General features: G+C 59.2%; 24 protein-coding genes. 6 read left to right on the top strand and 18 right to left on the bottom strand.

Annotated features, from left to right (window positions below; translation table 11 throughout):
- Nucleotides 1–6: 6 nt before the first annotated feature.
- The 5 genes from J3R80_RS16915 to J3R80_RS16895 all read right to left on the bottom strand — a co-directional run bounded on the left by J3R80_RS16915 (nucleotide 7) and on the right by J3R80_RS16895 (nucleotide 5,961).
- Complete coding sequence (locus J3R80_RS16915) at nucleotides 7–1,332, bottom strand: APC family permease (protein ID WP_275394940.1); 1,326 nt, start codon at nucleotides 1,330–1,332, stop codon at nucleotides 7–9.
- Nucleotides 1,333–1,380: 48 nt separating this feature from the next.
- Nucleotides 1,381–3,726, bottom strand: a complete 2,346-nt coding sequence (locus J3R80_RS16910) for a copper-translocating P-type ATPase (RefSeq protein WP_275394939.1) — start codon at nucleotides 3,724–3,726, stop codon at nucleotides 1,381–1,383.
- A 78-nt stretch (nucleotides 3,727–3,804) separates the two neighbouring features.
- A complete protein-coding gene (gene lgt, locus J3R80_RS16905) occupies nucleotides 3,805–4,725 on the bottom strand; it encodes a prolipoprotein diacylglyceryl transferase (RefSeq protein WP_243614084.1) in 921 nt (306 codons plus the stop codon).
- Nucleotides 4,726–4,821: 96 nt separating this feature from the next.
- Nucleotides 4,822–5,208, bottom strand: a complete 387-nt coding sequence (locus J3R80_RS16900) for a DUF302 domain-containing protein (protein WP_103911580.1) — start codon at nucleotides 5,206–5,208, stop codon at nucleotides 4,822–4,824.
- A gap of 141 nt (nucleotides 5,209–5,349) precedes the next feature.
- Nucleotides 5,350–5,961: a calcium-binding protein gene (locus J3R80_RS16895; RefSeq protein WP_228069711.1), complete on the bottom strand. Its 612-nt coding sequence runs from the start codon at nucleotides 5,959–5,961 to the stop codon at nucleotides 5,350–5,352.
- 397 nt (nucleotides 5,962–6,358) lie between these two features.
- Here J3R80_RS16895 and J3R80_RS16890 point away from each other — a divergent pair, with 397 nt between their 5' ends.
- Nucleotides 6,359–6,916 (top strand): hypothetical protein, encoded by a 558-nt coding sequence (locus J3R80_RS16890; RefSeq protein ID WP_343075834.1) that lies wholly within the window; start codon nucleotides 6,359–6,361, stop codon nucleotides 6,914–6,916.
- A gap of 87 nt (nucleotides 6,917–7,003) precedes the next feature.
- On the opposite strand, the gene J3R80_RS16885 is transcribed toward J3R80_RS16890, so the two are convergent.
- The 4 genes from J3R80_RS16885 to J3R80_RS16870 form a co-directional block, all read right to left on the bottom strand.
- Nucleotides 7,004–7,669 (bottom strand): L,D-transpeptidase, encoded by a 666-nt coding sequence (locus tag J3R80_RS16885; protein WP_275394938.1) that lies wholly within the window; start codon nucleotides 7,667–7,669, stop codon nucleotides 7,004–7,006.
- Between the two features lie 42 nt (nucleotides 7,670–7,711).
- Nucleotides 7,712–8,197, bottom strand: a complete 486-nt coding sequence (locus J3R80_RS16880) for a disulfide bond formation protein B (protein ID WP_100931433.1) — start codon at nucleotides 8,195–8,197, stop codon at nucleotides 7,712–7,714.
- A 140-nt stretch (nucleotides 8,198–8,337) separates the two neighbouring features.
- Nucleotides 8,338–9,627: a multicopper oxidase family protein gene (locus J3R80_RS16875; RefSeq protein WP_275394937.1), complete on the bottom strand. Its 1,290-nt coding sequence runs from the start codon at nucleotides 9,625–9,627 to the stop codon at nucleotides 8,338–8,340.
- Between the two features lie 98 nt (nucleotides 9,628–9,725).
- Nucleotides 9,726–10,307, bottom strand: coding sequence for a L,D-transpeptidase (locus tag J3R80_RS16870; RefSeq protein WP_275394936.1), 582 nt, complete (start codon nucleotides 10,305–10,307; stop codon nucleotides 9,726–9,728).
- Nucleotides 10,308–10,486: 179 nt separating this feature from the next.
- On the opposite strand from J3R80_RS16870, the gene J3R80_RS16865 reads away from it, so the two are divergent.
- Complete coding sequence (locus J3R80_RS16865; protein ID WP_012187184.1) at nucleotides 10,487–11,323, top strand: DUF305 domain-containing protein; 837 nt, start codon at nucleotides 10,487–10,489, stop codon at nucleotides 11,321–11,323.
- A gap of 12 nt (nucleotides 11,324–11,335) precedes the next feature.
- Nucleotides 11,336–12,100, top strand: coding sequence for a glutaredoxin (locus tag J3R80_RS16860; protein ID WP_012187037.1), 765 nt, complete (start codon nucleotides 11,336–11,338; stop codon nucleotides 12,098–12,100).
- A 21-nt stretch (nucleotides 12,101–12,121) separates the two neighbouring features.
- On the opposite strand, the gene cueR is transcribed toward J3R80_RS16860, so the two are convergent.
- The gene (gene cueR / locus J3R80_RS16855; protein WP_038008399.1) at nucleotides 12,122–12,520 is read right to left on the bottom strand and encodes a Cu(I)-responsive transcriptional regulator; all 399 of its coding nucleotides are present in this window, start codon (nucleotides 12,518–12,520) and stop codon (nucleotides 12,122–12,124) included.
- Between the two features lie 12 nt (nucleotides 12,521–12,532).
- On the bottom strand, nucleotides 12,533–15,043 hold the full coding sequence (locus J3R80_RS16850) for a heavy metal translocating P-type ATPase (protein WP_275394935.1): 2,511 nt from the start codon (nucleotides 15,041–15,043) through the stop codon (nucleotides 12,533–12,535).
- A gap of 152 nt (nucleotides 15,044–15,195) precedes the next feature.
- On the opposite strand from J3R80_RS16850, the gene J3R80_RS16845 reads away from it, so the two are divergent.
- Nucleotides 15,196–15,396 carry a heavy-metal-associated domain-containing protein gene (locus J3R80_RS16845; protein WP_007803412.1) on the top strand — a complete coding sequence of 67 codons (201 nt, stop codon included), beginning with the start codon at nucleotides 15,196–15,198 and terminating at the stop codon, nucleotides 15,394–15,396.
- Nucleotides 15,397–15,438: 42 nt separating this feature from the next.
- On the opposite strand, the gene J3R80_RS16840 is transcribed toward J3R80_RS16845, so the two are convergent.
- The 7 genes from J3R80_RS16840 to J3R80_RS16810 form a co-directional block, all read right to left on the bottom strand.
- Nucleotides 15,439–16,170 (bottom strand): DsbA family protein, encoded by a 732-nt coding sequence (locus J3R80_RS16840; protein ID WP_275394934.1) that lies wholly within the window; start codon nucleotides 16,168–16,170, stop codon nucleotides 15,439–15,441.
- A 1-nt stretch (nucleotide 16,171) separates the two neighbouring features.
- Complete coding sequence (locus tag J3R80_RS16835; protein WP_275394933.1) at nucleotides 16,172–16,654, bottom strand: cytochrome c; 483 nt, start codon at nucleotides 16,652–16,654, stop codon at nucleotides 16,172–16,174.
- On the bottom strand, nucleotides 16,651–18,045 hold the full coding sequence (locus tag J3R80_RS16830; protein WP_275394932.1) for a multicopper oxidase family protein: 1,395 nt from the start codon (nucleotides 18,043–18,045) through the stop codon (nucleotides 16,651–16,653). The genes J3R80_RS16835 and J3R80_RS16830 overlap by 4 nt, the downstream gene beginning before the upstream one ends.
- 44 nt (nucleotides 18,046–18,089) lie before the next feature.
- Nucleotides 18,090–19,007, bottom strand: a complete 918-nt coding sequence (locus tag J3R80_RS16825) for a cytochrome c (RefSeq protein WP_275394931.1) — start codon at nucleotides 19,005–19,007, stop codon at nucleotides 18,090–18,092.
- A gap of 2 nt (nucleotides 19,008–19,009) precedes the next feature.
- Nucleotides 19,010–19,603, bottom strand: coding sequence for a cytochrome c (locus tag J3R80_RS16820; RefSeq protein WP_007803403.1), 594 nt, complete (start codon nucleotides 19,601–19,603; stop codon nucleotides 19,010–19,012).
- 369 nt (nucleotides 19,604–19,972) lie between these two features.
- Nucleotides 19,973–20,431, bottom strand: a complete 459-nt coding sequence (locus J3R80_RS16815) for a cytochrome c (protein ID WP_007803401.1) — start codon at nucleotides 20,429–20,431, stop codon at nucleotides 19,973–19,975.
- Between the two features lie 28 nt (nucleotides 20,432–20,459).
- A complete protein-coding gene (locus tag J3R80_RS16810; protein WP_106165396.1) occupies nucleotides 20,460–21,020 on the bottom strand; it encodes a L,D-transpeptidase in 561 nt (186 codons plus the stop codon).
- A gap of 157 nt (nucleotides 21,021–21,177) precedes the next feature.
- On the opposite strand from J3R80_RS16810, the gene J3R80_RS16805 reads away from it, so the two are divergent.
- Nucleotides 21,178–21,480 carry a DUF2933 domain-containing protein gene (locus J3R80_RS16805; RefSeq protein WP_106165395.1) on the top strand — a complete coding sequence of 101 codons (303 nt, stop codon included), beginning with the start codon at nucleotides 21,178–21,180 and terminating at the stop codon, nucleotides 21,478–21,480.
- Between the two features lie 283 nt (nucleotides 21,481–21,763).
- Nucleotides 21,764–23,893: a protein-disulfide reductase DsbD domain-containing protein gene (locus tag J3R80_RS16800; RefSeq protein WP_275394930.1), complete on the top strand. Its 2,130-nt coding sequence runs from the start codon at nucleotides 21,764–21,766 to the stop codon at nucleotides 23,891–23,893.
- Nucleotides 23,894–23,905 lie beyond the last annotated feature (12 nt).

Below are 23,905 nucleotides of genomic sequence, written 5' to 3'. Positions count from 1 at the left end.
GGCAGGCTAATCACCGTGGGCGTGTGCAGCTTGCGGTGCCATCCACTTCGACAAGTAAACGCGCTCGAAGGCGAACACGGCGATCATCCCGACAGCGGCGTAGAGAACGATCATCGGGTCGCTTTGAAGCTTCATCACGGTGAAAGCTGCCAGTACAATCGCATCGAGCGACAGGGCACTCAAAAGCACGATACCGGAGGCGCCCACATCTGTTCGACGATAGCGGAACACGCCCCAGTGTATGATCATGTCCATTACAAGGTAGAAGAAGGCACCGAGGGATGCGATCCGGCCCAGGTCGAAAAGCACGGCCAGCGCTGAAGCGATGACAACGGTATAGACCAGCGTGTGGCGTTGGATTGGGCCGGACATACCAAAGTGGCTGTGCGGAATCATTTCCATGTCGGTCAGCATCGCCAACATGCGCGACACCGCAAAGACGCTGGCCAGAACGCCTGACGCGGTTGCGACAGCAGCCAGGACTACTGTGAGTATGAAGCCGGTTTGTCCAAGGGCGGGCTGCGCCGCTTGTGCCAGTGAATAGTCACGCGCGGAGATGATCTCCTCGATCGTCAGACTCGAACCAACCCCGAAGGCGACCAACAGGTAAATGACGACGCAGAGCCCGATCGAGAACATGATTGCTCGGCCAACGTTGCGGTTGGGTTCGGTGATCTCGGCCCCGCTGTTGGTGATCGTCGTGAACCCTTTGAAGGCCAGGATAGCCAGCGCCGTGGATGCTATGAAACCAGTTATACCGTAGGATTGAGGCGTCTCGGAGGCCGCGGCGAACGCAAAACCACTGGACCACAGGGCCGCGATGCCGAACAGAGCTATGCCTCCGATCTTGATCGCTGCCATGATCAGCGAGAACAGCCCGACCGAGCGGTTTCCGGCGATGTTCACCAGAAAGGCGAAAACGATCACGGCCACGGCCAGAGCGGGGACCAGTGGGCCACCTTCGATGTCGAAAGGGCGCAAGACATAGGTGGCGAAGGTCCGGGCGACGAGGCTTTCCGCGATCACCATGCTGAGCGCCATCAGCAGCGCGGCGCCGCCTGCGACAGCTCCGGTGCCATAGCACTTCTGCAGAATCATGGCGATGCCACCGGAGGACGGCCATTTGTTCGACATCCTGATGTAGCTGTAGGCGCTGAAGCTTGTGACGACCGCGCCGGCGATGAATGCAAGCGGGAACAGAGGGCCGGCGAGCTGCGCGATTTGCCCCGTCAACGCAAAGATTCCAGCGCCGATCATCACGCCTGTCCCCATCGCAACGGCTCCGCCCAGACTGATGGAATTTTCGCGGTACGTTTCTTTTTCGCTCTGCATAAATGGCCCCCTTTTAATTTTGGTTCGTCCGAACGCTGTTGCGCGCTTCTAGATACGCACGCCGCGAAGGCGCAGCGAATTGAGCACCACCGAGATTGACGACGCGCTCATGGCGAAGGCAGCAAACATCGGACTGATGAGGATGCCAAAGAAGGGAAACAGAACTCCCGCCGCGACCGGCACGCCGGAGGCGTTGTAGATCAGCGCGAAGAACAGGTTCTGGCGGATGTTGCGCATCGTGGCCCGGGCGAGCCGCCGCGCACGCACGATACCATCAAGGTTGCCCTTGACCAGCGTGACGCCCGCGCTTTCGATGGCCACATCGGCGCCGGTGCCCATGGCGATGCCGACATCGGCCTGCGCGAGCGCGGGGGCGTCGTTGACGCCATCCCCGGCCATGGCGACCTTGTGGCCCGCCTCTTGCAACTCAAGGATGATCCGCGCCTTGTCCTCCGGCAGCACGTCGGCCCGGATCTCATCGATTCCGAGCCGCGTGCCGATGGCCTTGGCCGTGCGTTCGTTGTCGCCGGTCGCCATGATGACGCGGAACCCCAGTTCATGCAGATCCTCGATGGCTTCTGGCGTGGTCTCCTTCACTGGGTCGGCAACAGCAACTAGACCGGCGATCTCGCCATCCAGCACAACGAACATGACCGTCTCGCCTTCGTCGCGGCGGGCATTGGCCTTGGCGGTCAACGCGCCCGCCTCGAGCCCCAATTCGCGGATCATCGCCAAATTGCCGAGCGCGACCGCTTTGCCGTCAACGACCCCCTTGACGCCCTTGCCAGTGACCGCCTCGAAGTCCCGTGCCTCGTCCATTTTGACATCTCGCTCCTCCGCACCCCTGACGATCGCTTCGGCCAAGGGGTGCTCCGATCCGCGCTCAAGCGATGCGGCGAGACGCAAGACCTCGGCTTCGTCGTGGCCGGGTTGCGGGAGTACGTCGACAAGCCGCGGCTTGCCTTCGGTCAACGTGCCGGTCTTGTCGACGATCAGGGTATCGACTTTCTCGAACCGCTCCAGCGCCTCGGCGTTCTTGATCAGCACCCCGGCCTGAGCCCCCCGTCCCGTCGCCGTCATGATCGACATCGGTGTCGCCAGGCCAAGCGCACAGGGACAGGCGATGATCAAAACCGCGACGGCGGAGACGAGTGCATAAGACAGCGCAGGCGCGGGCCCCCAGATCGCCCAGGCGATGAAGGACAGGACCGCGATACCGATGACGGCCGGAACGAAATAACCCGCCACCTTGTCGGCATATTTCTGGATCGGGGCGCGCGAGCGCTGCGCGTTCGACACCATCTCGACAATTTGAGCCAGCATCGTGTCGGACCCGACACGCGTCGCCTCCATCACCAGACTGCCAGTGCCGTTGATCGTCGCACCAGTTACCGGGTCGCCTTCGGTCTTCTCGACCGGCACAGGTTCACCGGAGATCATGCTTTCGTCGATCGAGGACCGGCCGTCCAGAACCACGCCATCGACAGGCACTTTATCGCCGGGCCGCACGCGCAGACGGTCGCCGACCTGTACGTCCTCCAGCGGAATCTCCTCCTCGGAGCCATCGTCCCGCATGACCCGCGCGGTCTTGGCGGCCATGTCGAGAAGCGCACGGATCGCCTTACCGGTTCCTTCACGTGCGCGCAATTCCATCACCTGACCGAGCAGCACGAGCGTCACGATCACCGCCGCCGCCTCGAAGTAGACGCCGACATGGCCTTCGAAGTCTCGGAACCCATCAGGGAATATGTCCGGTGCGAGAACGGCAACGACGCTGAAGAGCCAGGCGGCAAGAACGCCCATGCCGATCAGGGAGAACATGTTGAGGTTCAACGTGCGGAACGAAATCCATCCGCGTTCCAGAAACGGCCAGCCGCACCACAAGACCACTGGCGTTGCCAGGATCAATTCGATCCATTGTGTAGTGCTTTCGCCAAAAAAAGTCCGGACTGCGGGGAAACCGACGAATGGCCCCATCGTGAGGACAAGGAGAGGGATCGTCAGGACTGTGCCGACCCAGAACCGCCGTGTGAAATCCACCAGTTCGGGATTTTGACCTTCATCGCCCGGCACACCGGATTCCAGTTCCAATCCCATACCACAGATCGGACACGCGCCCGGATCAGGCTGCCGCACCTCAGGGTGCATCGGGCAGGTGTAAATGGGACCATTATGCCCTGTAGGAACCAGATCATAACGGCCATCGGCCGGCGTGGCATCCGCGTGGTGGTTGTGATGATCATGTGCTGAATGGACATCGAGCTCCGATTCCGGCACGAGATGCATTCCGCATTTCGGACAATTGCCGGGCTCAACCTGTCGCACCTCAGGGTGCATGGGGCAAACGAATACCGAAGAAGTCGCTGTGGTTTGAGAACTGTCGGGGGTGCTCATTTTGCGGTCCTTTCCGAGAATGCTTCTCTTGCCTAAGGCTTCCATCCACAGGAAGGTCAAGAGAGATCAGTATGGAGATTACATTGCGGCTCTGCGGGGTGGCGCTTTCCGGCCCCATACCCGCCTGGCGAACACGATCAACGCCAGCCCGACCAACACCATCGGCATGGAGAGCAACTGGCCCATCGTCAAACCCCACTCACCAAAATGAAACGCATGGCCAATCGGGTTGTCCGCCGTCACAAATTGTTGGTCCGGTTGCCGGAACATCTCGACGAAACTTCGGGCAAGACCATAGCCGGTCAGAAACACGCCAGCCAAGGCACCGGGCATTTTCAGCCAGCCCCGGCCCCAAGCGAGATAAATGAGCAGCATTCCAAGAATGAGCCCCTCCAATAGCGCCTCATACAGCTGCGACGGGTGTCGCGCGCAGAGGTCGCTAATCCCTGGGCAGGCCTGCGCGACTTCGCCGGGAAAGATCACCGCCCAGGGAACGTCCGTTGGACGCCCCCATAACTCATTGTTGGTGAAGTTCGCCAGCCTCCCAAGAAACAAGCCTGGTGGTGTTGCCAAAGCCAGCAAGTCGCCAGTGCTGAGCAATGACGCGTTCTGTCTAAGGCAGAACAGCAAGGCCGCAATGACAACGCCCGCGAACCCCCCGTGGAAAGACATGCCGCCTTGCCAGACCATCAGAATTTCCAAGGGATTGGCGAGATAATATGCGGGCTGGTAGAACAATACAAAGCCCAGACGCCCGCCAGCAATCACGCCGATGATAATCCACGTCAGAAGATCTTCGATCTGCGTTCGGTCAAGCGGCGGTCCAGCTGACGTCCAGAGCGCTGGACGGCTTATGGCACTCAAACAAATGCGCCAGCCAATCAGGATACCGAAGATATAGGCTAGCGCGTACCAGCGGAGTGCAAATGTGACCCCCCCGATGTCGAAGGAGAAGAGGTCGGTTCCGATGTCCGGAAATGGCAAAGCCGCTGGCAACACTGGGTGAGTTCCTAATAAAAGACAGATGTGGGTTCAAATGGCATTGATCGAGCAATGCCAAAGGTGCTCAATCGGGGATAGGATATCCAATCCCCATCACGCGGCGTCGAGGGCGTCCCGGAGTAGATCGCGGACTTCGCCGGCGACCGCGGCCAGGTCTTCGTTCTGTACCGCCTGCATCGAAGCGACAGGATCGACGGCGCTGATTTCGGTACCGCCGTCCACTTGCCGCAGGATCACGTTGCACGGGAGCATCGCGCCGATACGAGGCTCGATCTCGATGGCTTTGTGCGCCATGCCCGGATTACAGGCCCCCAGGATGCGGTAGGCTGGCATATCCACATCCAGCTTGTTTTTCATCGTCGCCTTGACGTCGATCTCGGTCAGAACGCCGAATCCCTTGTCTGACAGAGCGTCTCGGACGCGCATCTCCGCGTCATCGATAGTGGTATCTTTCAAGACGCGATCATGGGTATATGACATGGGTTGTTTCCTTTCCGTTTCTAAAACTGTCTGCCTACGGAGGCTGAACGCCTCATGCCGCTGTTGGGTTCAATGTCCCACCGGCGTATGGTTTTGGCGCTTCGAGAAAGGGTGCCGGTAAAAGAACCGGCACGCCACGACTCAGTTGTCCTGCATCATGGTGCCGTCGCCCATGCCCTGGCCATTGCCGGGCCGCACGGGCGCGTCATCTGCCATGTTCGACCGAATCATCTGCATCCGTTCCATCCTATCGGCCGGAGCGGCCATCTCTTCCGGCGTCACCGCGCCGTCGCCATCGGCATCGAGGTGTTGGAAGCGATCCACCATCATTTCGCGGATCATCGCGCTGTGGAGAGCTTCAAATTCAGTAATCGAGAGGCTTCCATCCCCGTCGCTGTCAAACTCGGAAAGCTTGGCCTCCAGCTGCGTGCGCATTTCTTCCGGCGTCGTTGTGCCGTCTCCATCAGTGTCGAACATTTGCATCATGCCGCCAGCCATGCCTGGGCTCATCATACCACTGCCCATGCCTGCGCCCATCATGCCTGCGCCCATCATGTTTCCGTGCATGCGCTTCATCATGTCCATCATTCCGCCCATGTTCCCCATCATACCGGGACCACCGTTCTGCATCATGCCTGGTCCGCTCTGGGCGCCAAATTGTCCCCCACGCCCGTGGTTGGCGTCCGCGAATGCGGCACCGCCAAGGGCGGTTGCAGCCAGGGTCATTGCAGCGAGTAAAGTGTTGCGTTTCATTTCGATCACCTCGTGTCAGTGTTGCGATACCCAGCATATGGGGGGCACCTGCAGATGCGGAATGCCACGCGAGCCGGTGTTTTGTATCGCGAGGTCACAAAGGCGGGGTCTGTTACAAATTGCGACAAATCAATTCGGGGCGAACGCTCCTCTTCATCTGAAACATGCGATATCCAGAAAAAAAGGTGTCGAGGATCCGTATACCAACCGAAACCGAACCCATGTTTCGGTAGAGGTGAAATCCGGAAGAGTTGGTGTCGAGATTGCTAGAGGCCCTGAATATCCCGAAAATACAGTCATTCAACTCATGGCAGGAGGCTGCAAGGTGCGCTTTTCCAATCGCATTTTCTCAGTTCTAACCGTGGTGATTTTGGCGGGGTGCGGTGCAGGAAACGACATGCGCCCTGATGCTTCAGCCGAAGTCATCAGTAGTGCATCCTACCGTCACGACGGACCGGCCGCGCTGACGCTGTACACCATGATCAACAACAGATCCGGGGCGGGTGCGCATAGCAGCGTCATGATCAATGGGTCGCAGCGCGTTATCTTCGATCCGGCAGGAACGGTCCGGCTGAGCGCGGTACCGGAACGGGGAGATGTGCTTTATGGCATTACTCCACAAGTGGCCGATTTTTACGCACGGGCTCATGCACGGGAGACCTACCACGTCGTCATGCAAGAGATCGATGTGTCCCCCGAAGTCGCGGAGCAGGCCTTGCGGCTTGCAATTGCCAGCGGCCCAGCCGCTTCCGGTTTTTGTAGTGCCAGTACCTCCGCGGTACTCAGACAATTACCAGGATTTGAATCCATCGGACGCACATTTTTTCCAAAGCGCCTGATGGCGGATTTTGGCAAGTTGCCGGGCGTGCGAACCACAAAGCTGTTCGAGAACGATGAGGACGACAAATCCGTAGCGATCGCACAGTTCGAAAGTTCACTTGCGACACAGCCGTGAGTGTTCGTCCAACAATTCATTGGAAGGTGTCCCTGCACGACGCTGTCCTCGGCGTGTGAGCCAAAGATGCTCTGTCCTACGAATAGGTCAGCTTCGAGCGGTAACGCTGTCTTCGGCCGAGTAAAGGAACGCCGTCGATCCGACAGCGACATTCGGATAGAGATCATTGATGTGGGCCAGCACCATGCGCACGCATCCCGAACTGGCCCGGCCGCCAATGCTGCGAGGGCTCGGCGTTCCGTGAATTCGAAGGTACGTATCCCGATCTCCGACGAATAGATACAAAGCCCTGCTGCCCAAGGCATTGTTGGGGCCGGGCTCCATACCGTCGGCAAACCGCTCGTAAGCCTCCGGATCGCGTTCGATCATTGACTGCGTTGGCGTCCAGTGCGGCCATTCGACCTTTCGGCGGATCGTGTAGGTGCCGGGCTCGTAGAGATCGCCCTTGGCAATCGCGACCCCGTAGCGCATCGCAGTGCCACCTTCCTCGATATGGTACAGATAGCGCGCGATCGCATCGACGTGAATGTCACCCGGGCGCAAACCTTCATTCGCCAACACGCGTTGCGGCAGCAGCCTGGGATGCAGCCCCCATGGGTTGGTTGTTGCTGGGTCATAGTTGGCGGGCGTGATCTGCGCATCCCAAGCTGCTTTTTCGGCTGTTGACGGCCAGGTCTTAGCGAATGCTGGCGAACTCAGAGAAGCTGAAAACAGCGAGCCGGAAAGTGCAAGGAAGTGTCGTCTTGTAACCATGAAGCGAAGCCCTTTGTTTGTTTTCGATGAATGCGGGACGATTCAAGAAACGTCCGCGACCCCATGCCACCGAACCTTTTGATGTCTTGCGATCGCGACCAACCAGAGGCAAGCAAGGACACCGCTTAGGATCGCGTTCCAACTCGCCATGGACAACGTCAGAAATTCCCAGACAACCTCACTGCACAGAACAAGATTGGACGCATTTGAACTGGCAGAGGGCAGCAATTCCGATACCGACATTTGGGAAACATCGAGGCCGGATCCCGTGCAAGAAGTCGGTCCCTCCCACCAGCCGCGCTCGACACCGGTATGAAACACTCCCAACGCGGATGTGCTGAGTGCCGACAGGGCACCGATTATCAGGATTGGCAAAATCGGCAGAGCAAAGAGCAACAGAGCGCCCATTCCAATGGCGATTGCGTGTGGGTAGCGTTGCCAGATGCACATTGCGCACGGCGCGTACCCAAGAGCCTGGAAAACGAAGGCCCCCAACAGCAAGGCGGCTGATCCTGCCGCCGCAGTCATGCCGAGAGATTTTGGTGTCAGGGTCAATGAACGCTCCCATTGGCAGTCGATGGACCTGTTTCTCGCTTGTCAGGTTACGTAGACGGCGAAAGGCCTGTTATCATTCAGAGATTTGTAACGGTATGTATCCGTCTCGACCCTCAGCCGACTCTGATCCACGTTGCCATACCGTCGGCCTGGTGGCTCAACATGTGGCAATGCAGCATCCAGGATCCCGGATTGCCCAAGACGACGAGAATATCCCGCGTCTCGCCGATATCCAGATAGGTCGAGTCCCGGTATGGACCGGCTTTCCCCGCCGCATCGAGTTCCCAGAAATGGTGGCCATGCAGATGCATGACGTGTGGAAACCCGGTTTCGTTGCGGATCGAAATGCGCGCGGTCGTCCCCTGCGCGACGGATAGGAAAGGGGTTCGAGGCAGGCCCGATACGTCATTGAGCGCCCACGTCCCTGTGCCGTTGTGGGACGCGCTTCCCGCACCTCCCTGAAGCACCAGCTCCGCGGTTTGGCCGGGCTCTTGCGGGGCGGGAATTCGGTTGGCGGGCAACGCGGTGATGGGCGCTTTCGCAGGCTCACGGGAACCGGAAACAGCGATTTCGCCAAGGCTCAACGTCCGCTCTCCAAAACTGTCGCCGAACCGAATTGGCCCGGTTGCATCACCAATCACATCGCATCTTTGCCCCGGAGCGAGAAGGATCGGTTCGAGCGTCCGTGGATGCGCCAGGGGCATACCATCCAGTGCAACGATCTTGCCTGCCAGACCGTCCAGCCCGACACGGTAAACCCTGTCGATAGAGGGATTTATCAGGCGCAAGCGCAGGCGGTCGCCTTGTCTCACATTCTTGCTGGTTCCATTGGAAACAAGCGCCGTGACCGTATTGCCGATACGGCCCTCGGTCGCGAAATGAGCCGGGTTGAACCCTTCGTCGTACTGTCCGGACTGATCCAACAAGACATCGAAGAACTGAACAACGATGTCATGGTCGACAGCCGGCGCATTTTGCTCCTCGACGATGAAGGCGCCGAAAAGACCGCGGCTGACCTGATCGTAAGACAGGTAATGCGAGTGATACCAATACGTGCCGGCATCCGGGACGCCGAATTGATAACGATACGAGTCGCCCGGAATGACCACATCCTGAGTGAGGACGTTGACACCATCCATCCGATTTGGAACCCGCAACCCATGCCAGTGAACGAGAGCGCCCTCCTCCAATCGGTTATCGAGGGTAATGCGGGCGGTTTGTCCTTGTCGCATTCTGACTTCTGGGCCCGGCAGACCACCGTTGAAGCCCAACATCGACACGTCGTACCCAGCAAGGTGCGCCTTGATCGATTGGGGCGCGAGGATCAACTCGTGTGTCGCTGCTGGCAAGCGGGTACCAGTCAGCGCAACGGTCATCCCGCCAAGGAAAGACCTCCGGCTCAAAGACAATTCCGTCACCTCATGAATGATAGACTGGCTTTCGCCAACTGCCGCACTTGTGCCATTTCCGGAAGAGGAACTTCAAGGCGACAGAACACTCCTCACGCCGTTGTCACTTTGGGATACAGGAAGACGCGGGCGCCGATTTCAACGCGTTCGTACAGATCCTTCACATGTTCATTCGTCAACCGCGCGCATCCATTCGACACGGCAGACCCAATTGTCTCCGGGGCGTTCGTTCCATGAATGCGAAGATAGGTATCGCGTCCCTCGGCATCGTAGAGATAGAGCGCGCGGGCCCCGAGCGGGTTGTATGGCCCGCCTTTCAGTCCATCCTTGTACTTTGCGTATTTGCGTGGCTCGCGCCGGATCATGGCGTTCGTTGGCCGCCACCATGGCCATTTGGCCTTGCGCGCTACCGTGAACTCTCCGGGTTCGTACAAACCTTTGCGCCCTACCCCGACCCCGTAGCGGATCGCCATCCCGTCCTCGAGCATGAAATAAAGGAAAAAATCGTCGGGAACGACGTGGACATCGCCTTTAACCCAGTCACCACGACGGGTGTTTACCAATTGTGGTTCGAACCGTTCGGGCAATTTGACTTTGTGGGCCCAGGCAGTTGTGGGCAGAAAGCAACCCATCGCTCCGGCACAAATCAATTCTCGTCTCGTGAAATTCTGCATGGCGCGATCTCCTCGGACCCATGAAAATTCAGTGCGCGTCAGGGGCAAAGAAAAGAAGCCGTGAACCGGGGCAAACGACGCGCCTTTGTTGCCTTGAAACTACGAAAATTCGTGCTTTTGGAACTCTCCAGCGCTGGAATGTTGTTGTTTTACAGAGAACTGCAAGGAGGTGACTGGAAATGCACTACTCACGATTCTTTATGATGATCGGAACATCGACCGTGGTCATGTTCGTTCTGATGTACCTGAACACCTATCTTTGGGGCCATATCTTCTTTTCGGAGACACGCCTTTACATGGCCATCCTGATGGGGGCGACCATGGCCGTGATCATGTTGGCGTACATGTTGTCCATGTATCAGAACACCAAAGCCAACATCGCGATTTTCGTTGGCGCAATAGTCCTTTTCGCGGCGAGCCTCTGGCTGGTTCGCGGGCAATTCACGGTGCAGGACAGGTCCTACATGCGCGCCATGATCCCGCACCACTCGATCGCCATCATGACGTCGACTCGTGCCGAGATCACCGACCCGCGCGTCCGGGGGCTCGCAGACGACATTATCTATGCGCAGGACAAGGAAATCGCCGAAATGCGCTACCTTATTGCTGACATTGGAGCAAACGGCGAAGCATCGGCCACGCGAAGCGAAACGCCGGCGCAGGTTGTGGATGCGCAACAGGCGCTTCAAACGGAGGTCGTGTCGAAGGTCGATCCTGAGTTTCTGACGGAAGACGAAATCGCTGCGGTGTTCCCGAATGGCGGAAATTGCCGCTTTGCTTACACCTCGGACAGTCCGGCTGTACTGGTGACTGGTGAAACCGGCGAAGGGTCTGCAGCCGCAATGAAGATCAGCGGTGATCTGGTGCGCCTGAATGCGCAGGGCGAAAATGCATTTTCTGAAGGCCCGCTGTCGGCCGAGATCGCAGAGACGAACGGTGACCTGACCGATCTGATCGTCAGCGCGGGAACCGACTACGAAGCCGGGTTCCGTGGTCAACTTACGTGCAGCGGATAAGGAGGAAAGGACATGCCCCGCGACACAGACAGTAAATCCGCGCAGCTTTATCGCATGGTCATGCCGGGCCATGTCTGCCCCTACGGTCTGAAATCGAAAGACCTGCTGGAGCGGCAAGGCTTCGAGGTGGAAGACCATCCGCTTGACACCCGTGAAGACACCGATGCTTTCATGGAGAAGCACGGGGTCGAGACGACGCCGCAGACTTTCATCGGGGACGAACGGATCGGCGGTTACGATGATCTCAGGGTGTTTTTCGACATTGACCCACCCGAGGAAGAGCAAAGCGACACGACCTACCAGCCGGTCATCGCGATCTTTTCCGTTGCCGCGCTGTTGGCATTGGGCCTGTCTTGGCACCAGTACGGGTCGGTCCTTACCTTGCGGGGGTTCGAATGGTTCATTTCGCTGTCCATGACCATTCTCGCGATCCAGAAATTGCAGGATGTCGAAGGGTTTTCGACGATGTTCCTCAACTACGATCTGCTGGCGCGCAAATGGGTGCGATACGGCAAGGTCTACCCGTTCGGCGAAGCGTTGGCAGGTGTCCTGATGACTGCCGGCGCGCTGCTGTGGCTCTCGGCGCCTGTCGCCCTGTTTATCGGCACGGTAGGCGCTGTCAGCGTGTTCAAGGCTGTTTATATCGACAAGAGAGAGCTGAAATGCGCCTGCGTCGGCGGTGACAGTTCCGTCCCGCTGGGGTTCATTTCGCTGACGGAAAACCTGATGATGATCTTCATGGGTATCTGGATGCCGGTCCGCGCGATCTGGTTCTGAGGTACAGCCCCTTCTTGCCTGTCACTTGGCCAACCGCTCCGGCGACAGATCCTCGATGATGGGGCAGTCGGGCCGGTGATCCCCGGCACATTTTTCCACCAGTTCGGCGAGCGTCGCGCGCATGGATTGCAGTTTCGCGATCTTTTCCTCGATCTGGCGCAGATGGTCTTCCGCAACCGCCTTCACTTGCATGCTTTCGCGGTTTTCATCCTCGTAGAGCGACAGGAGCGTCCTGCAATCTTCGATGGTGAACCCCAAGGCCCGTGCGCGACCCAGAAACGCCAGCTTGTGAACGTGGTTCTCGGTGAACGCGCGATAGCCGTTCTCGCTACGGTTCGGGCGGATCAGACCGATGTCCTCGTAGTAGCGGATCGTCTTGGCGGGCACACCCGATTGTCGGGCAACGTCTCCGATGTTCATGTCGGACCTCCGTTATTCTGCTGGAGCAGGAGTGGCGGCTGCCATCTCTGCCGGGATTGCGCGCTGCTCGTCCATCGCAGGCGCGATGCGCCGCAGCCGCAGGGCATTGGTCAGGACAAACACCGAGGACAACGCCATCGCACCCGCCGCAAGGATTGGTGACAGGAGCAACCCAAAGGCCGGATAGAGCACCCCGGCAGCGACCGGAATAAGTGCCACGTTGTAGGCAAAGGCCCAGAACAGGTTCTGCCGGATGTTGCGCATGGTTCGCCGCGATACTTCGAAGGCGTTCACCACGCCGCGCAAATCGCCCGACATCAGGACGACATCCGCAGATTCGATGGCCACATCGGTGCCGGTTCCAATGGCGATGCCCACATCGGCATGCGCCAGCGCCGGGGCGTCGTTGATCCCGTCGCCGACAAAGGCGATGCGCTTGTTCCCTTGGCGCAAACTGTCGAGCGCCGCAACCTTGCCGTCCGGCAGGACGCCGGCGATGACGTGGTCGATACCGGTTTCGCGGGCGATGGCTTCGGCGGTTTCGCGTTTGTCGCCGGTGATCATCGCAACCGCAAGACCCTTTTCGTGCAGCGCTGCGATGGCTGCGCGGCTTGCCGGTTTGACCGGATCGGCCACGCCGATCACGGCGGCGACACGCCCATCTATGGCAGCGTAAAGCGCCGTGCGACCCTTGCTTGCGATCTTCGTTTCCTCTGGAGCCAATGCCGAGACGTCAATGCCTTCGCGCGCCATGTAGCGGTCGGCCCCAACCAACACCTCCACGTCTTCGACCACGGCGCGCACGCCGTAACCTGTGACCGATTGAAAGCCTTCGGCCGCCACAAGAGGTGCGCCCTCGGCCCGCGCGGCCCGCACGATGGCGTCCGCGACAGGATGCTCGGAGAGCGACTCCACGGCAGCGATCTTCGAGAGCGTTGTTGGGCGATCGAACCCTTCCGCCAGCACAAGGTCAGTCAGTGCGGGTCGCCCCTCGGTCACCGTGCCTGTTTTGTCGAGGGCGACCACATCAACGGTATCAAGTTGCTGCAAGGCGTCACCTTTACGGAACAGGACACCCATTTCCGCAGCACGTCCCGTCCCGACCATGATCGAGGTCGGCGTCGCAAGCCCCATCGCGCAGGGGCACGCGATGATGAGCACCGACACACCGGCGACCAGCGCCATCGTCAGGGCCGGATCAGGCCCGAAAAACAGCCAGACCAGCACGGTCGCCGCCGCGATCGCCATCACGGCAGGCACGAACCACAAGGTGATCCGGTCGACCAATCCCTGGATCGGCAGTTTGGCGCCCTGGGCCTCTTCGACCATGCGAATAATCTGCGCCAGGGTCGTGTCGGCGCCGACCCGCGTGGCGAGGAACTGCAGGCTTCCGGCGCCGTTGACCGTCCCGCCGGTCACCGTATCTCCGGCACCTTTTTCAGCGGGGATCGGCTCGCCTGTCAGCATGCTTTCGTCGACGCGGCTGGTCCCCTCGATGACCTCGCCATCGACCGCGATGCGTTCACCAGGGCGCACGATGACGATGTCACCCTGAACCAGCGCATCGATCTCGATCTCGACGCTTTCTCCGTCCCGCATCACGCGTGCAGTCCGCGCCTGAAGCCCTAATAGCTTCTGGATGGCCGCGCCCGTTCTCCCCTTGGCGCGCGCTTCAAGAAACCGCCCCAGAAGGATCAGAACGACGATGACCGCTGCCGCCTCGAAATAGACGGTGCGCAGCGTGTCAGGCAGGACCGACGGTACGAATGTCGCAACCACGGAATAAAGGTAAGCCGCCCCGGTGCCGACCGCGACGAGGCTGTTCATGTCGGGGGCACCCCGGAACAAGGCCGGGAAACCCTTGGTGTAAAACGTCCGGCCCGGGCCGAAGAGAACGATTGTCGTCAGCACGAACTGAAGAAGCCAACTCGTCTGCTGGCCAATCGTGGTCTCGATCAGCATATGAACGGCCGGAATGACGTGGCCACCCATTTCGATCAGGAAGACCGGCAAGGCGAGGATGGCCGCAAAGGTGACCCGTTTGGCAAGCGCCTGAGCCTCTTCCTCCTTGCGCGCAACTCTGTCGTCACCGGCCTGGGCCGTTGCCACGGTTGCTGGATACCCTGCCGCGCCGCTTGATTCGATCAGATCGGATGTCGTGACAAGACCTTCGACGTAAACGACCGTCGCCGTCTCTGAGGCGAGGTTGACGTTCACCTCGACCACCCCGGGCACCGCGGCAAGCGCCTTATCGACCCGCCCGACGCAAGAGGCACAGGACATCGCTGCAATCGTGAGTTCGGCCCTGGCCTTCCGCGCGGGGTAGCCCAGCTCGCGAAGGGATTCGATGATGTCGGGAATGCGCTTGAGCGCGTCCACGCTCATGCGAGCAGTTTCCGAGGCAAGGTTCACCGACACATCCTCTACGCCGTCGATTGCATTCAATGCGCGATCGACCCTGCCAACGCAGGACGCGCATGACATGCCTTCGATCGGCAGGCTGATCTGTTTGGGTTCGGGCATATGTGTCACCTGTTTTTCCATTCGAAGTGGAATATGAGGCTTCCAGTTACTGGAGGGTCAATGGGAGGGCGCCAAATAAATTTCTTCACTTGACCTTCCAGCGGGGGGAAGCCCCATGTCACCGATAGAAATCAGATCAAGGAGTGGTTCCGATGAAGTTCAGCGTTCCGGACATGAGCTGTGGGCATTGCACCGCAGCAATCGAAAGCGCGGTGAAGAGCGCAGATCCGAATGCAGGCGTAGAATGTGACCTTTCTGCCCGACAGGTGCATGTCGACAGCGTGTTACCAGCCGATCAGGTCCAAGCGATCATTCGGGATGCGGGCTACAACGTGGAACCTGCGGCCGCTTGATGCAGTGCCTGAACCACCCAAGGGTGGTCCAGGCACAGAATTTCAGTCTTCGACTTTGCGGGCTTCCTCGACCAAGTCGGCAAGCTGCGCCTTTTCGACGAAGCCCGGGACCAGCGCATCCCCGATCACGAAAGACGGCGTGCCGTTAAAGCCCAGAGCTTGGGTCAGTTGCATGGAGGTCGCAATGTGCTCTTCGACCTCGGGGGCCTCCATGTCCTTGCGCAACTGCGCGATATCCAGGCCGATCTCCTCGGCCACGCGCAGCACGGAGGCCTCTTCCGCGCGGCCTTCCAGCCCCATCATTGCCCAGTGAAACTCTTCGTATTTGTCCTGCTTGCGCGCTGCCAAGGCCGCTTTCGCGGCAAACACCGATCCGTCTCCGAGAATGGGCCATTCACGATAGACGAGGCGAATGTTGGGATCGTCTTCGATCAAAGCCCGCACCTCGGGTTTGACCCGCCGACAATAGGGACAGTTGTAGTCGAAAAATTCCACAACAGTGACGTCCCCTTCCAGGTTGCCGAGAACCGGCGCATTCGGATCGTTCTCGATCAGTTCGCGCTGGTCATTCAGAACTTGGGCCTGACTGAGCTCCTGCGCTTGCGCCTGCCTTTGTTCGAGGATCGCCACGGCCTCCATGACAATCTCCGGGTTCTCGCGGATTGCCTCGAGCACAAGTTCCTTGACCCGGGACTCTGACAGTTCGTCCGCGAGTGCCGGTATCGGAAGCAAGGCAGCTATCGCGACCGTCGTGAAGGCTTGTCTGAAACGCATTTTAGTTCTCTCCCCGTTGTTCGTCGGCTTCTGTCCGCGCGGCCTGGACTTCGCGGATGCGGTCTGGCCAGGTGGACCGGATGAAGGCCAGGATGTTGTGAATTTGCTGGTCGGTCAGCACGTCTGCGAAACCGGGCATGCCACTGTCGAATTCGACGCCCTGACGCGCCAGAAGCGCCGCACCCCCCAGTTTTGTGTAATCGAAGAGCAGGCTGTCAGGATGATGCCAGGTGTGACCCGTCTCATCATGTGGTGGTGCTGGCAGGCGCCCATCCGCGCCGGGCGTTCGCCATTCCGGCTGGCCTTCCAGACCCGCGCCATGACAAGACGCACAGTTTTCTGCATATAGCAACGCGCCTTCTTCGATGTCGTAGCTCTCCGACTTGGTGGCGCTGCCGACATCCGAGAATGCACTGGTCGAGAGCCAATATGTGAGGGCGGCTGCGACGACAGTGATCGGAATGGACCAAACGAAATACCTCATGTGACCCGTATCCAGGTTGTCATGCCGGACGCGGCGTGGCTGAGCATGTGGCAATGGAATAGCCACTTGCCGGGATTGTCTGCCGTAAAGGCGATCTCCCGGGACTCGTTGCCGGCCAACAGGATCGTGTCCCGCATCGGCCCGAACGCGCCGTCGGGGCGCAGCTCGCGGAAATGCATCCCGTGCAGGTGCATCGCATGTGGAAAAACGGTTTGGTTCTCGATCTTCAAGCGCACGGGCTCGTTCAGGGACAGATCGGCCAATGGTGTGTCCGTCATTTCGGCGACATCATTGAGGGCCCAGAACTTTCCCGCTTGGGCAAGCTGACGGAAACCAAGACGTTCCCCTCCAAGCAATGCGGACTGCATCCGCCCCATTGCCCCGCCCGACATGACCAGTCGCAAATCACGCGCATCGGCAAGGTCCGGGGCGTGTGCCGCGGGGTTCGGTGGCAACGGCAGTGGCTTGCCTCTTGGTACTGAACTGGCTGTGCCGTCGACCAGAAAACTCACCAACGGGGTCAGTTGATCATCATCGCCGATGCGAAGCAATTGGGCGGTGCCGCCTTCGTCTTCGGTCACATCGACAATTAGGTCGACGCGCTGTGCCGGGCCGAGGATCAACTCGCCGTCAATCTGCTGGGGTTGGCCGATTGGCATTCCATCGACGGCCACCGTCCAGCCACTCAACCCCGAGAGCGTCAGCGGGAAAATTCGCGCGCTTGCTGCGTTGATGATCCGCAAACGAATGCGTTCGTTGCGCTTCGCGGACAAGGTCAGGTCATAGCGCCCGTTCGTCGTGACAAAATTGCCGATGCGTCCACCGTGGCTCATCATCATAGGCTGTTCGAAATTGTCGAACAACTGCCCGCTCTCAGGGTCGAGCAACCAGTCCTCCAGAACGATGACTTCCTCGCGGTCGATGTCCGGTACATCGACCTCTTCGACGATCAAGGCACCGCGCAGACCACGCGCGACTTGCTCGTATGAGCGATTGTGCGCGTGATACCAATAGGTGCCGGCGTCCGGCGCAATGAAATCGTAGTCAAAGCTTTCGCCTGGGGGCACGGCTTCTTGGGTCAGGCCTGAAACACCATCCATCGCGTTGTCGATCCGGATCCCGTGCCAGTGAACCGAACTGGGATCAGATAACTCGTTGCGGAACCGGCGGCGCACCCAATCGCCCTGCGCGACTCGGATTTCCGGCGCCGGAATGAGGCCGCCATAGCTCCAGATCTCAGTATCGGGGTAGGTGTCTGGAAGAAGCTGTTGGCGGGCGACCTTGGCAACCAAGTCCTCGATCGGGATTTCGGCAAAAGCCGTTCGCGGGATGGCCACCGCGCAGGCCGCCATTGTTGCATGGCGCAAGAAATCCCGTCTCGTTTGATTCATTTTTCATCCTCGAGAAAGCGGGGGCCTCTCGCCCCCGCGTGATGTTAGTTCGACTCGGAGTTTTCCACCTCGACCGTGTCCTTGTTCAGCAGAAAGAGCGCCATCGCTTCGCGATCCGCAGGCGTCAGGAAACGTGTTCCCTCGCGAACCACTTCCGCCATACTGCCGCCGAAAGCATCGCCCGAAGGGGTGATGCCGGTCTGGAGCGCATAAGCGAGGTTTGAAACCGTCCAGTCATTTTTGGCCAGGTCTTTTGGCCGTATCGCGGGTGCCTTGCTGCCACCGGGAAGCTGGGCGTTGCCTGCAAAGGAAGCACTTATATCGCGACCTCCTGCAAGATTGCGCGGCGTATGGCAGGCTCCGCAATGTGCCGCACCGCGCACCAATTCCCGTCCGCGATTCCATGCGCCGCTTCGCCCTTCAACCGGTTCGGTATCCGGATCGTAGAAGAACGCCGCTCGCCAGAGCTTCAGCCCCCATCGTTGATCGAATGGGAAGCTGACATCGTTTTCTGGTGCAGGTTCGTCCACGGGCGGCACGGTTTGAAACGCCGCCCAGAGGTCAGCGATATCCTGGTCAGAAAAATCCGCATAGAAGGTGTACGGGAAAGACGGATAGTACGGCGTTCCATCGGGGCCGATGCCTTGCCGCACGGCTTTTGCGAACTGTTCTGCCGTCCATTCGCCCATGCCATGTTCCGGGTCTGTCGTCAGGTTGGGCGGGTAGAACGTTCCGAACGGGGTTTCGAGCGGCGCCCCTCCGGCAAGTGGTGCGCCGCCCGCTTCAAAATTGGTATGACAGGCAATGCACCCACTGGCGCGCGCCAGATATGCGCCCCGGTCGACATTGCCCTCTATTGCAATCGTAGTCACTGCACTGCCGACAGGCCATGCAATCACGACGCCGAGGCTGGCCGCGCCCAGCACGGCGGCCCCGCTGACGAGTGTCAAGAACCGGCGCATGGTCAGTCTTCTTCCGCCCGGAAGCGTTCATGGCATGCGGAACAGACCTGGGTCGTCATCGCGAATGCTGCGTCGGCGGGCATTTCGGCAATGGCGGCCGCATCCATCATGTCGCCTCGGCCCATCATCGTGCTCCCGCCCATCATGGTTGTATCGCCTCCCATCATTGACCCGCCGCCCATCATCGAGGCGCCATCCATGGAGGTATTGCCGCTCATGCCGCCCAATCCATTGTCGGCTGCGCGTTCCAGGCCCTCAGAGTATTCTTCCAGCTGACTTGCCAATGCCGCGAAGCGCTCCCAGTCGGTCCACACCTCGTCCTTGGCTTCCGAGGGCATGCCCCCTGTGCCCTCTGGGAACAGCTTTGTCATGCTCTCACCGGCGTGCTGCTGGAACAGGCGCGCGGCATCGCGCACTGTTTCTGCGTCATAGGCCGTTTCGCCCCGCATCATCGGGGCCACGGTCTTGACCGCCTTCCCCATTGCAAGCATGGCATCCATGCGCTCTTTCACGATGCCGGTGGCACCGCTATGCGCGAATGCCGTGACCGCAGTACCTGCAATCAACACTGCCGCTACGATAGTCGTCTTTTTCATGTCTTCGATCCTTCTTTGGGTCTGCTTTTCGAGCGATGTGAAATCAGACCCACCGTCGGGGCGGTGGAGGATCGCTGATCGGGCGCAATTCGGTTCGTTGGATCGCGCCGTCTTGCATGACGGCTTTCAGAAAAGAAGGCTCGTACGCCATGTTCGGCTGAAGCAATAACGCTGCCGGGACAGAACAATCGAGGCCTGGATGGCAGTGGCCAGAGGCCTCGGTCGATGGCCCTGCGTCTTCGTGACCATGGTATTCCTGCCCCAACGACGTTTCACCATGATATACCGGCGCCTCTGGCACCCCGAGAACTACAAGGAAAAGGCCGAAAACGGCCGACAGAATCCATCGGTTCGTCTTCGACCAACGCATCAGTTGATCCCGTTGGCCCGCTGCAATTCGCGGACATAGGCGGCCACCATCTTGACGTCTCCTTGGGTCAATCCCTCGATCTTAGGCATATTACCGAAATTCCAGTGATGTGCACGGACGCCGTTTTGAGCTGCCAGAACAAAAGCCATGTCCGAATGGTGGCTCGGTTCGTAGATCTTGTGCACGAGAGGCGGCGCAACACCGTTGCGACCGGCGGCATTTTCGCCGTGACACTCGGAACATTTTGCCTCGAATATGTTCTTCCCAAGCGCCGCCTGCTGCGAGAGTGCGTCAGGCAGCTGGACCTGGACGATCGGATCGCCTTCGGCAATCTCGCTTGTGTCAGGTGGCGTCATGGAGTGGCCAACCGCTAAATCTTCGGCTCCAACGAACTGCCAAACGGCAAAACCCCCGCCGATAACAAAAACGGCACCAATCAGCGCAGTTAATTTGTCCATGCCTGTATCTTCCGCCTTGCCCGTTGGGTCAGATGAGTTTGACTTGAGTGCCGACGGGCACCCGCTCGTACAGCTCTTCAACCTGTTCGTTGAACAAACCGATGCAGCCATTTGACGACCGACGACCGATCTTTCGCGTGTCCTGTGTTCCGTGGATACGGTAGTATTGCCAGGACAGATACAATGCGCGGGTACCCAGAGGGTTGGCAGGATCGCCTCCCTCGACACGTGCCGGCCATTCTGGATTGCGTTCCCGCATGGAGGGCGTCGGCGCCCAGCTGGGGTTTTTGCGCTTTTCCACCACTTCCGTGTAACCGCGTTTGGTGAGTTCGTCAGTCAGCGGAACTGATGTTGGATAAATCCGCATTTCGCCATCAGACGTCCAATGCTGAAGCGCCATCGTCACGGTATCTGAGATGATGATCCCCTTGCCGAGCGTGTCGAAATGGTCTTGCCACTCATGAGTACGGAACGAAGATATGTTACGGCGAGTAATCTCGGCTTGAACCACGCTGGGCGCGGCCAAAGCGACGGCCGCAAATCCCAATAGGCCTCGCCGATTGATCTTGTTTTCTCGCAAGGTCGTCATGACACACTCCTGCCTTCGATTTTGTTACATCCCTTTTTACGGGAAGACCGGCATCAAACAACCTGACAAGGCCGCGAGAAGTGTATCCATTTGTATCCTTGACCTTACTCTACTGTAGGGTCGTAGATGACACTTAAAATGGTGAAAAGAGGGTATCATGGACCACCAAAACCACAGAAAAAAGCCGATCGTGGACAGGCTTATGCATTACGGAATGATGGCGTGTTGCGTCGTCATGCTGCTGCCCGTTGCGGGGTTTTTTCTTGCCGGCGGCACATTGGCGGGCATGTGGGGCAATGCAGCGGCTTTCGCCCCGCTCCTGCTGTGCGTTGGGGCGCATCTCGTGATGCACAAGTTCATGGGAAAATCGTGCCATTCCGACAAGGCAAAGGACACTATCGAGGAAACGACCGAGCCCATAACCTCCGCGATTCCAGTCGTGGTCCGCGACAGGCCGTGATGTGCGCGGGAAGGTACGCGTAGGCGCGTTGCTGTTGTCGGGTTTCATGCTTGGGGGATGTGCAGGAAGTCTTGAAGACTGCTCGGATCGCGGCGCTATCGTGTCCACGAAGCAAGCGTCAGACCTTCTGCCGGATGGGTGTCGAACCCTTTCATCTTCTGCGACTGGCGTTGCGCGAATTGTCTGTGCGGACGGTCGTCAGGGTTTTGCCACAGGTGGACTTTGACGCAATTTCCGCCGTCCTGGCGAAATCTGCGGAAAGTATGGGAAGGAAGCAGGTATCTTGATCGATTGCCTTTTGATCCTGCGACGGGTTTTGCTTATTCCCTTCGTGCTCCTGGCCGTTGTCTCTGGAAGTGTCGCGGCAGCAACCTCTGCTGAATACCAGAGCGCGCCACTCACCGCGCATCTCATTAGTGTACAGGACGGCGTTCCCGAGAACACACAGACTCTGTCAGCCGGGCTTCACCTTCAACTGAACGAAAACTGGAAGACCTATTGGCGGTCGGCGGGCGAGGTGGGAATACCGCCTTCGGTCGAATGGAGCGGTTCCGAAAACGTCGCAGATGTCGAATTCATGTGGCCCGCCCCGACGCGCTTCACCGCCTTCGGCATCGAAAATTTTGGTTATGCGGGTGAAGTCGTCTTTCCGCTGCGCATAACGCTCAAAGATCCCGGCGCACCTGTGACTCTTTCCGCGCAGGTCAAACTGCTGGTGTGCTCCAATGTCTGTGTCCCGGAAGAGTTTGACCTGTCACTTCGCCTCGGACGGGGCAACGTCATCGACAGCACTTCGGCTGGGCTGATCGGTACGTTTTCCGAGCGCGTCCCCGAAGGGGCCAAGACGAGCGGCGTCAGCGAGGCAAATGCCTTCATCGACGAAGACCTCACGGAGTTGATCGTCAGCCTTCGCGTCGATGAACCACTCCAGTCGCCGGATGTGTTTCCCGAACTGGGTATGGGTGTTGCGCTTGGCAAACCCGATATCCGTTTGGGAGAAGAGGATCGTTTGCTTTGGGCGCGCTTGCCGATCCTCTCGTCGAATACGGATGTGACAGTGGCTCCGTCGATTACCGTCACCGACGGCGAGAACCGGGCCTTCACGATCATCGCGGATCGCGTGGCGCAAGGAATAGCACCACCCTTTGAACTGGCCGCCACGACACCGGACATGATGGAACTGATCTGGATTGCCGCGATCGCGCTGCTGGGCGGATTGATCCTGAATGTGATGCCCTGCGTGCTGCCGGTGCTGTCCATCAAGGTGTCGTCTGTGCTCAAACACACCGATCACGACACAACCCGTGTCCGGTTCGGTTTCGTCGCTGCCAGCGCCGGCATCATGACGTTCATGTGGGGTCTGGCGCTCGTCCTCTGGGCGCTCCAGACGGCAGGCCTCAGCGTCGGGTGGGGTTTGCAGTTTCAAAGCCCGCTGTTTCTTGCGGCGATGATCGCTGTCCTGCTCGTCTTTTCGGCAAATCTGTTCGGAGCGTTCGAGTTCGCCCTTCCACACGGCATGCAGACGCGGCTTGCAGGGGCCGGAGGACGCAACGGGTATTCCGCCGACTTTTTCACTGGCATGTTCGGTGCCGTCATGGCGACGCCTTGTTCGGCACCGTTCCTCGGCACCGCTGTGGCCTTTGCTTTGGCCGGGCGTGGCTTGGACATCCTCATCGTCTTTACGAGCCTCGGGCTCGGCCTCGCCCTGCCCTATCTCGTCATCGCCGCGTTCCCGCGTCTGGTCGCATTCATGCCCAAGCCTGGTCGATGGATGCTGATCATCAAAAGCGTCATGGGGGTTTTGTTGCTTGCAACCGCCGTGTGGCTGTTCTGGGTGCTCGACGGTGTCGCCGGGCTTGCGTCTGTCATCGCGGTCGCGGCGTTGTCCGGTCTCGCCGTTCTGATACTATCTCTCCCGAATGTGCAGTCCCAATTCAGGTGGTCTATTGCCATAGCCAGCCTTGTCCTGGCCATTGCCGCAGGTCCTCTCTTGCAGCAATCAGCACCTGCGCGTTCGACGCCGCAGTTGGCAATGGCTTGGATCGCATTTGATCGTTCGGAAATAGCGAAACGCGTGTCCGCAGGAGAGGTCGTTTTTGTCGATGTGACCGCTGACTGGTGTCTGACTTGCAAAGCGAACAAGACACTTATCATCGATCGGGAGCCAGTCCGGAGCGCGCTTGAAGCGCCTGGAGTCACGGCGATGCAGGCAGATTGGACACGCCCGGACACGCGCATTTCCCGCTACCTTGAGAGTTTCGGCAGATACGGCATCCCCTTCAATGCCGTCTACGGACCATCGGCACCGAACGGCATTGTGCTGTCCGAATTGCTAAAAACCGAGGACGTGATGAACGCCTTGGCGCAAGCCAGTGGTCGGGATGTTTCCGCAAAGGTTGCCGGACAGGAGTGACCTGCTCGACCG

This window comes from Aliiroseovarius sp. Z3, from assembly GCF_029105185.1.
In the GTDB taxonomy this organism is placed as follows: domain Bacteria; phylum Pseudomonadota; class Alphaproteobacteria; order Rhodobacterales; family Rhodobacteraceae; genus Aliiroseovarius.
The sequence above is the reverse complement of the archived record's forward strand: the minus strand, read 5'-3'. Positions and strand labels throughout refer to the sequence as shown.

Excerpts from the sequence above, each read along its gene's own strand:
- J3R80_RS16890 (WP_343075834.1), top strand. The coding sequence starts at position 6,359 with ATGCGCCCTGATGCTTCAGCCGAAGTCATCAGTAGTGCATCCTACCGT.
- J3R80_RS16865 (WP_012187184.1), top strand. The coding sequence starts at position 10,487 with ATGCACTACTCACGATTCTTTATGATGATCGGAACATCGACCGTGGTC.
- J3R80_RS16815 (WP_007803401.1), bottom strand. The coding sequence starts at position 20,431 with ATGGACAAATTAACTGCGCTGATTGGTGCCGTTTTTGTTATCGGCGGG.
- J3R80_RS16840 (WP_275394934.1), bottom strand. The coding sequence starts at position 16,170 with ATGCGTTTCAGACAAGCCTTCACGACGGTCGCGATAGCTGCCTTGCTT.
- J3R80_RS16805 (WP_106165395.1), top strand. The coding sequence starts at position 21,178 with ATGGACCACCAAAACCACAGAAAAAAGCCGATCGTGGACAGGCTTATG.
- J3R80_RS16810 (WP_106165396.1), bottom strand. The coding sequence starts at position 21,020 with ATGACGACCTTGCGAGAAAACAAGATCAATCGGCGAGGCCTATTGGGA.
- J3R80_RS16880 (WP_100931433.1), bottom strand. The coding sequence starts at position 8,197 with ATGACTGCGGCGGCAGGATCAGCCGCCTTGCTGTTGGGGGCCTTCGTT.
- J3R80_RS16835 (WP_275394933.1), bottom strand. The coding sequence starts at position 16,654 with ATGAGGTATTTCGTTTGGTCCATTCCGATCACTGTCGTCGCAGCCGCC.
- J3R80_RS16845 (WP_007803412.1), top strand. The coding sequence starts at position 15,196 with ATGAAGTTCAGCGTTCCGGACATGAGCTGTGGGCATTGCACCGCAGCA.
- J3R80_RS16820 (WP_007803403.1), bottom strand. The coding sequence starts at position 19,603 with ATGAAAAAGACGACTATCGTAGCGGCAGTGTTGATTGCAGGTACTGCG.
- J3R80_RS16870 (WP_275394936.1), bottom strand. The coding sequence starts at position 10,307 with ATGCAGAATTTCACGAGACGAGAATTGATTTGTGCCGGAGCGATGGGT.
- J3R80_RS16885 (WP_275394938.1), bottom strand. The coding sequence starts at position 7,669 with ATGGTTACAAGACGACACTTCCTTGCACTTTCCGGCTCGCTGTTTTCA.
- J3R80_RS16895 (WP_228069711.1), bottom strand. The coding sequence starts at position 5,961 with ATGAAACGCAACACTTTACTCGCTGCAATGACCCTGGCTGCAACCGCC.
- J3R80_RS16850 (WP_275394935.1), bottom strand. The coding sequence starts at position 15,043 with ATGCCCGAACCCAAACAGATCAGCCTGCCGATCGAAGGCATGTCATGC.
- J3R80_RS16915 (WP_275394940.1), bottom strand. The coding sequence starts at position 1,332 with ATGCAGAGCGAAAAAGAAACGTACCGCGAAAATTCCATCAGTCTGGGC.
- cueR (WP_038008399.1), bottom strand. The coding sequence starts at position 12,520 with ATGAACATCGGAGACGTTGCCCGACAATCGGGTGTGCCCGCCAAGACG.
- J3R80_RS16910 (WP_275394939.1), bottom strand. The coding sequence starts at position 3,726 with ATGAGCACCCCCGACAGTTCTCAAACCACAGCGACTTCTTCGGTATTC.
- J3R80_RS16900 (WP_103911580.1), bottom strand. The coding sequence starts at position 5,208 with ATGTCATATACCCATGATCGCGTCTTGAAAGATACCACTATCGATGAC.
- J3R80_RS16830 (WP_275394932.1), bottom strand. The coding sequence starts at position 18,045 with ATGAATCAAACGAGACGGGATTTCTTGCGCCATGCAACAATGGCGGCC.
- J3R80_RS16860 (WP_012187037.1), top strand. The coding sequence starts at position 11,336 with ATGCCCCGCGACACAGACAGTAAATCCGCGCAGCTTTATCGCATGGTC.
- J3R80_RS16825 (WP_275394931.1), bottom strand. The coding sequence starts at position 19,007 with ATGCGCCGGTTCTTGACACTCGTCAGCGGGGCCGCCGTGCTGGGCGCG.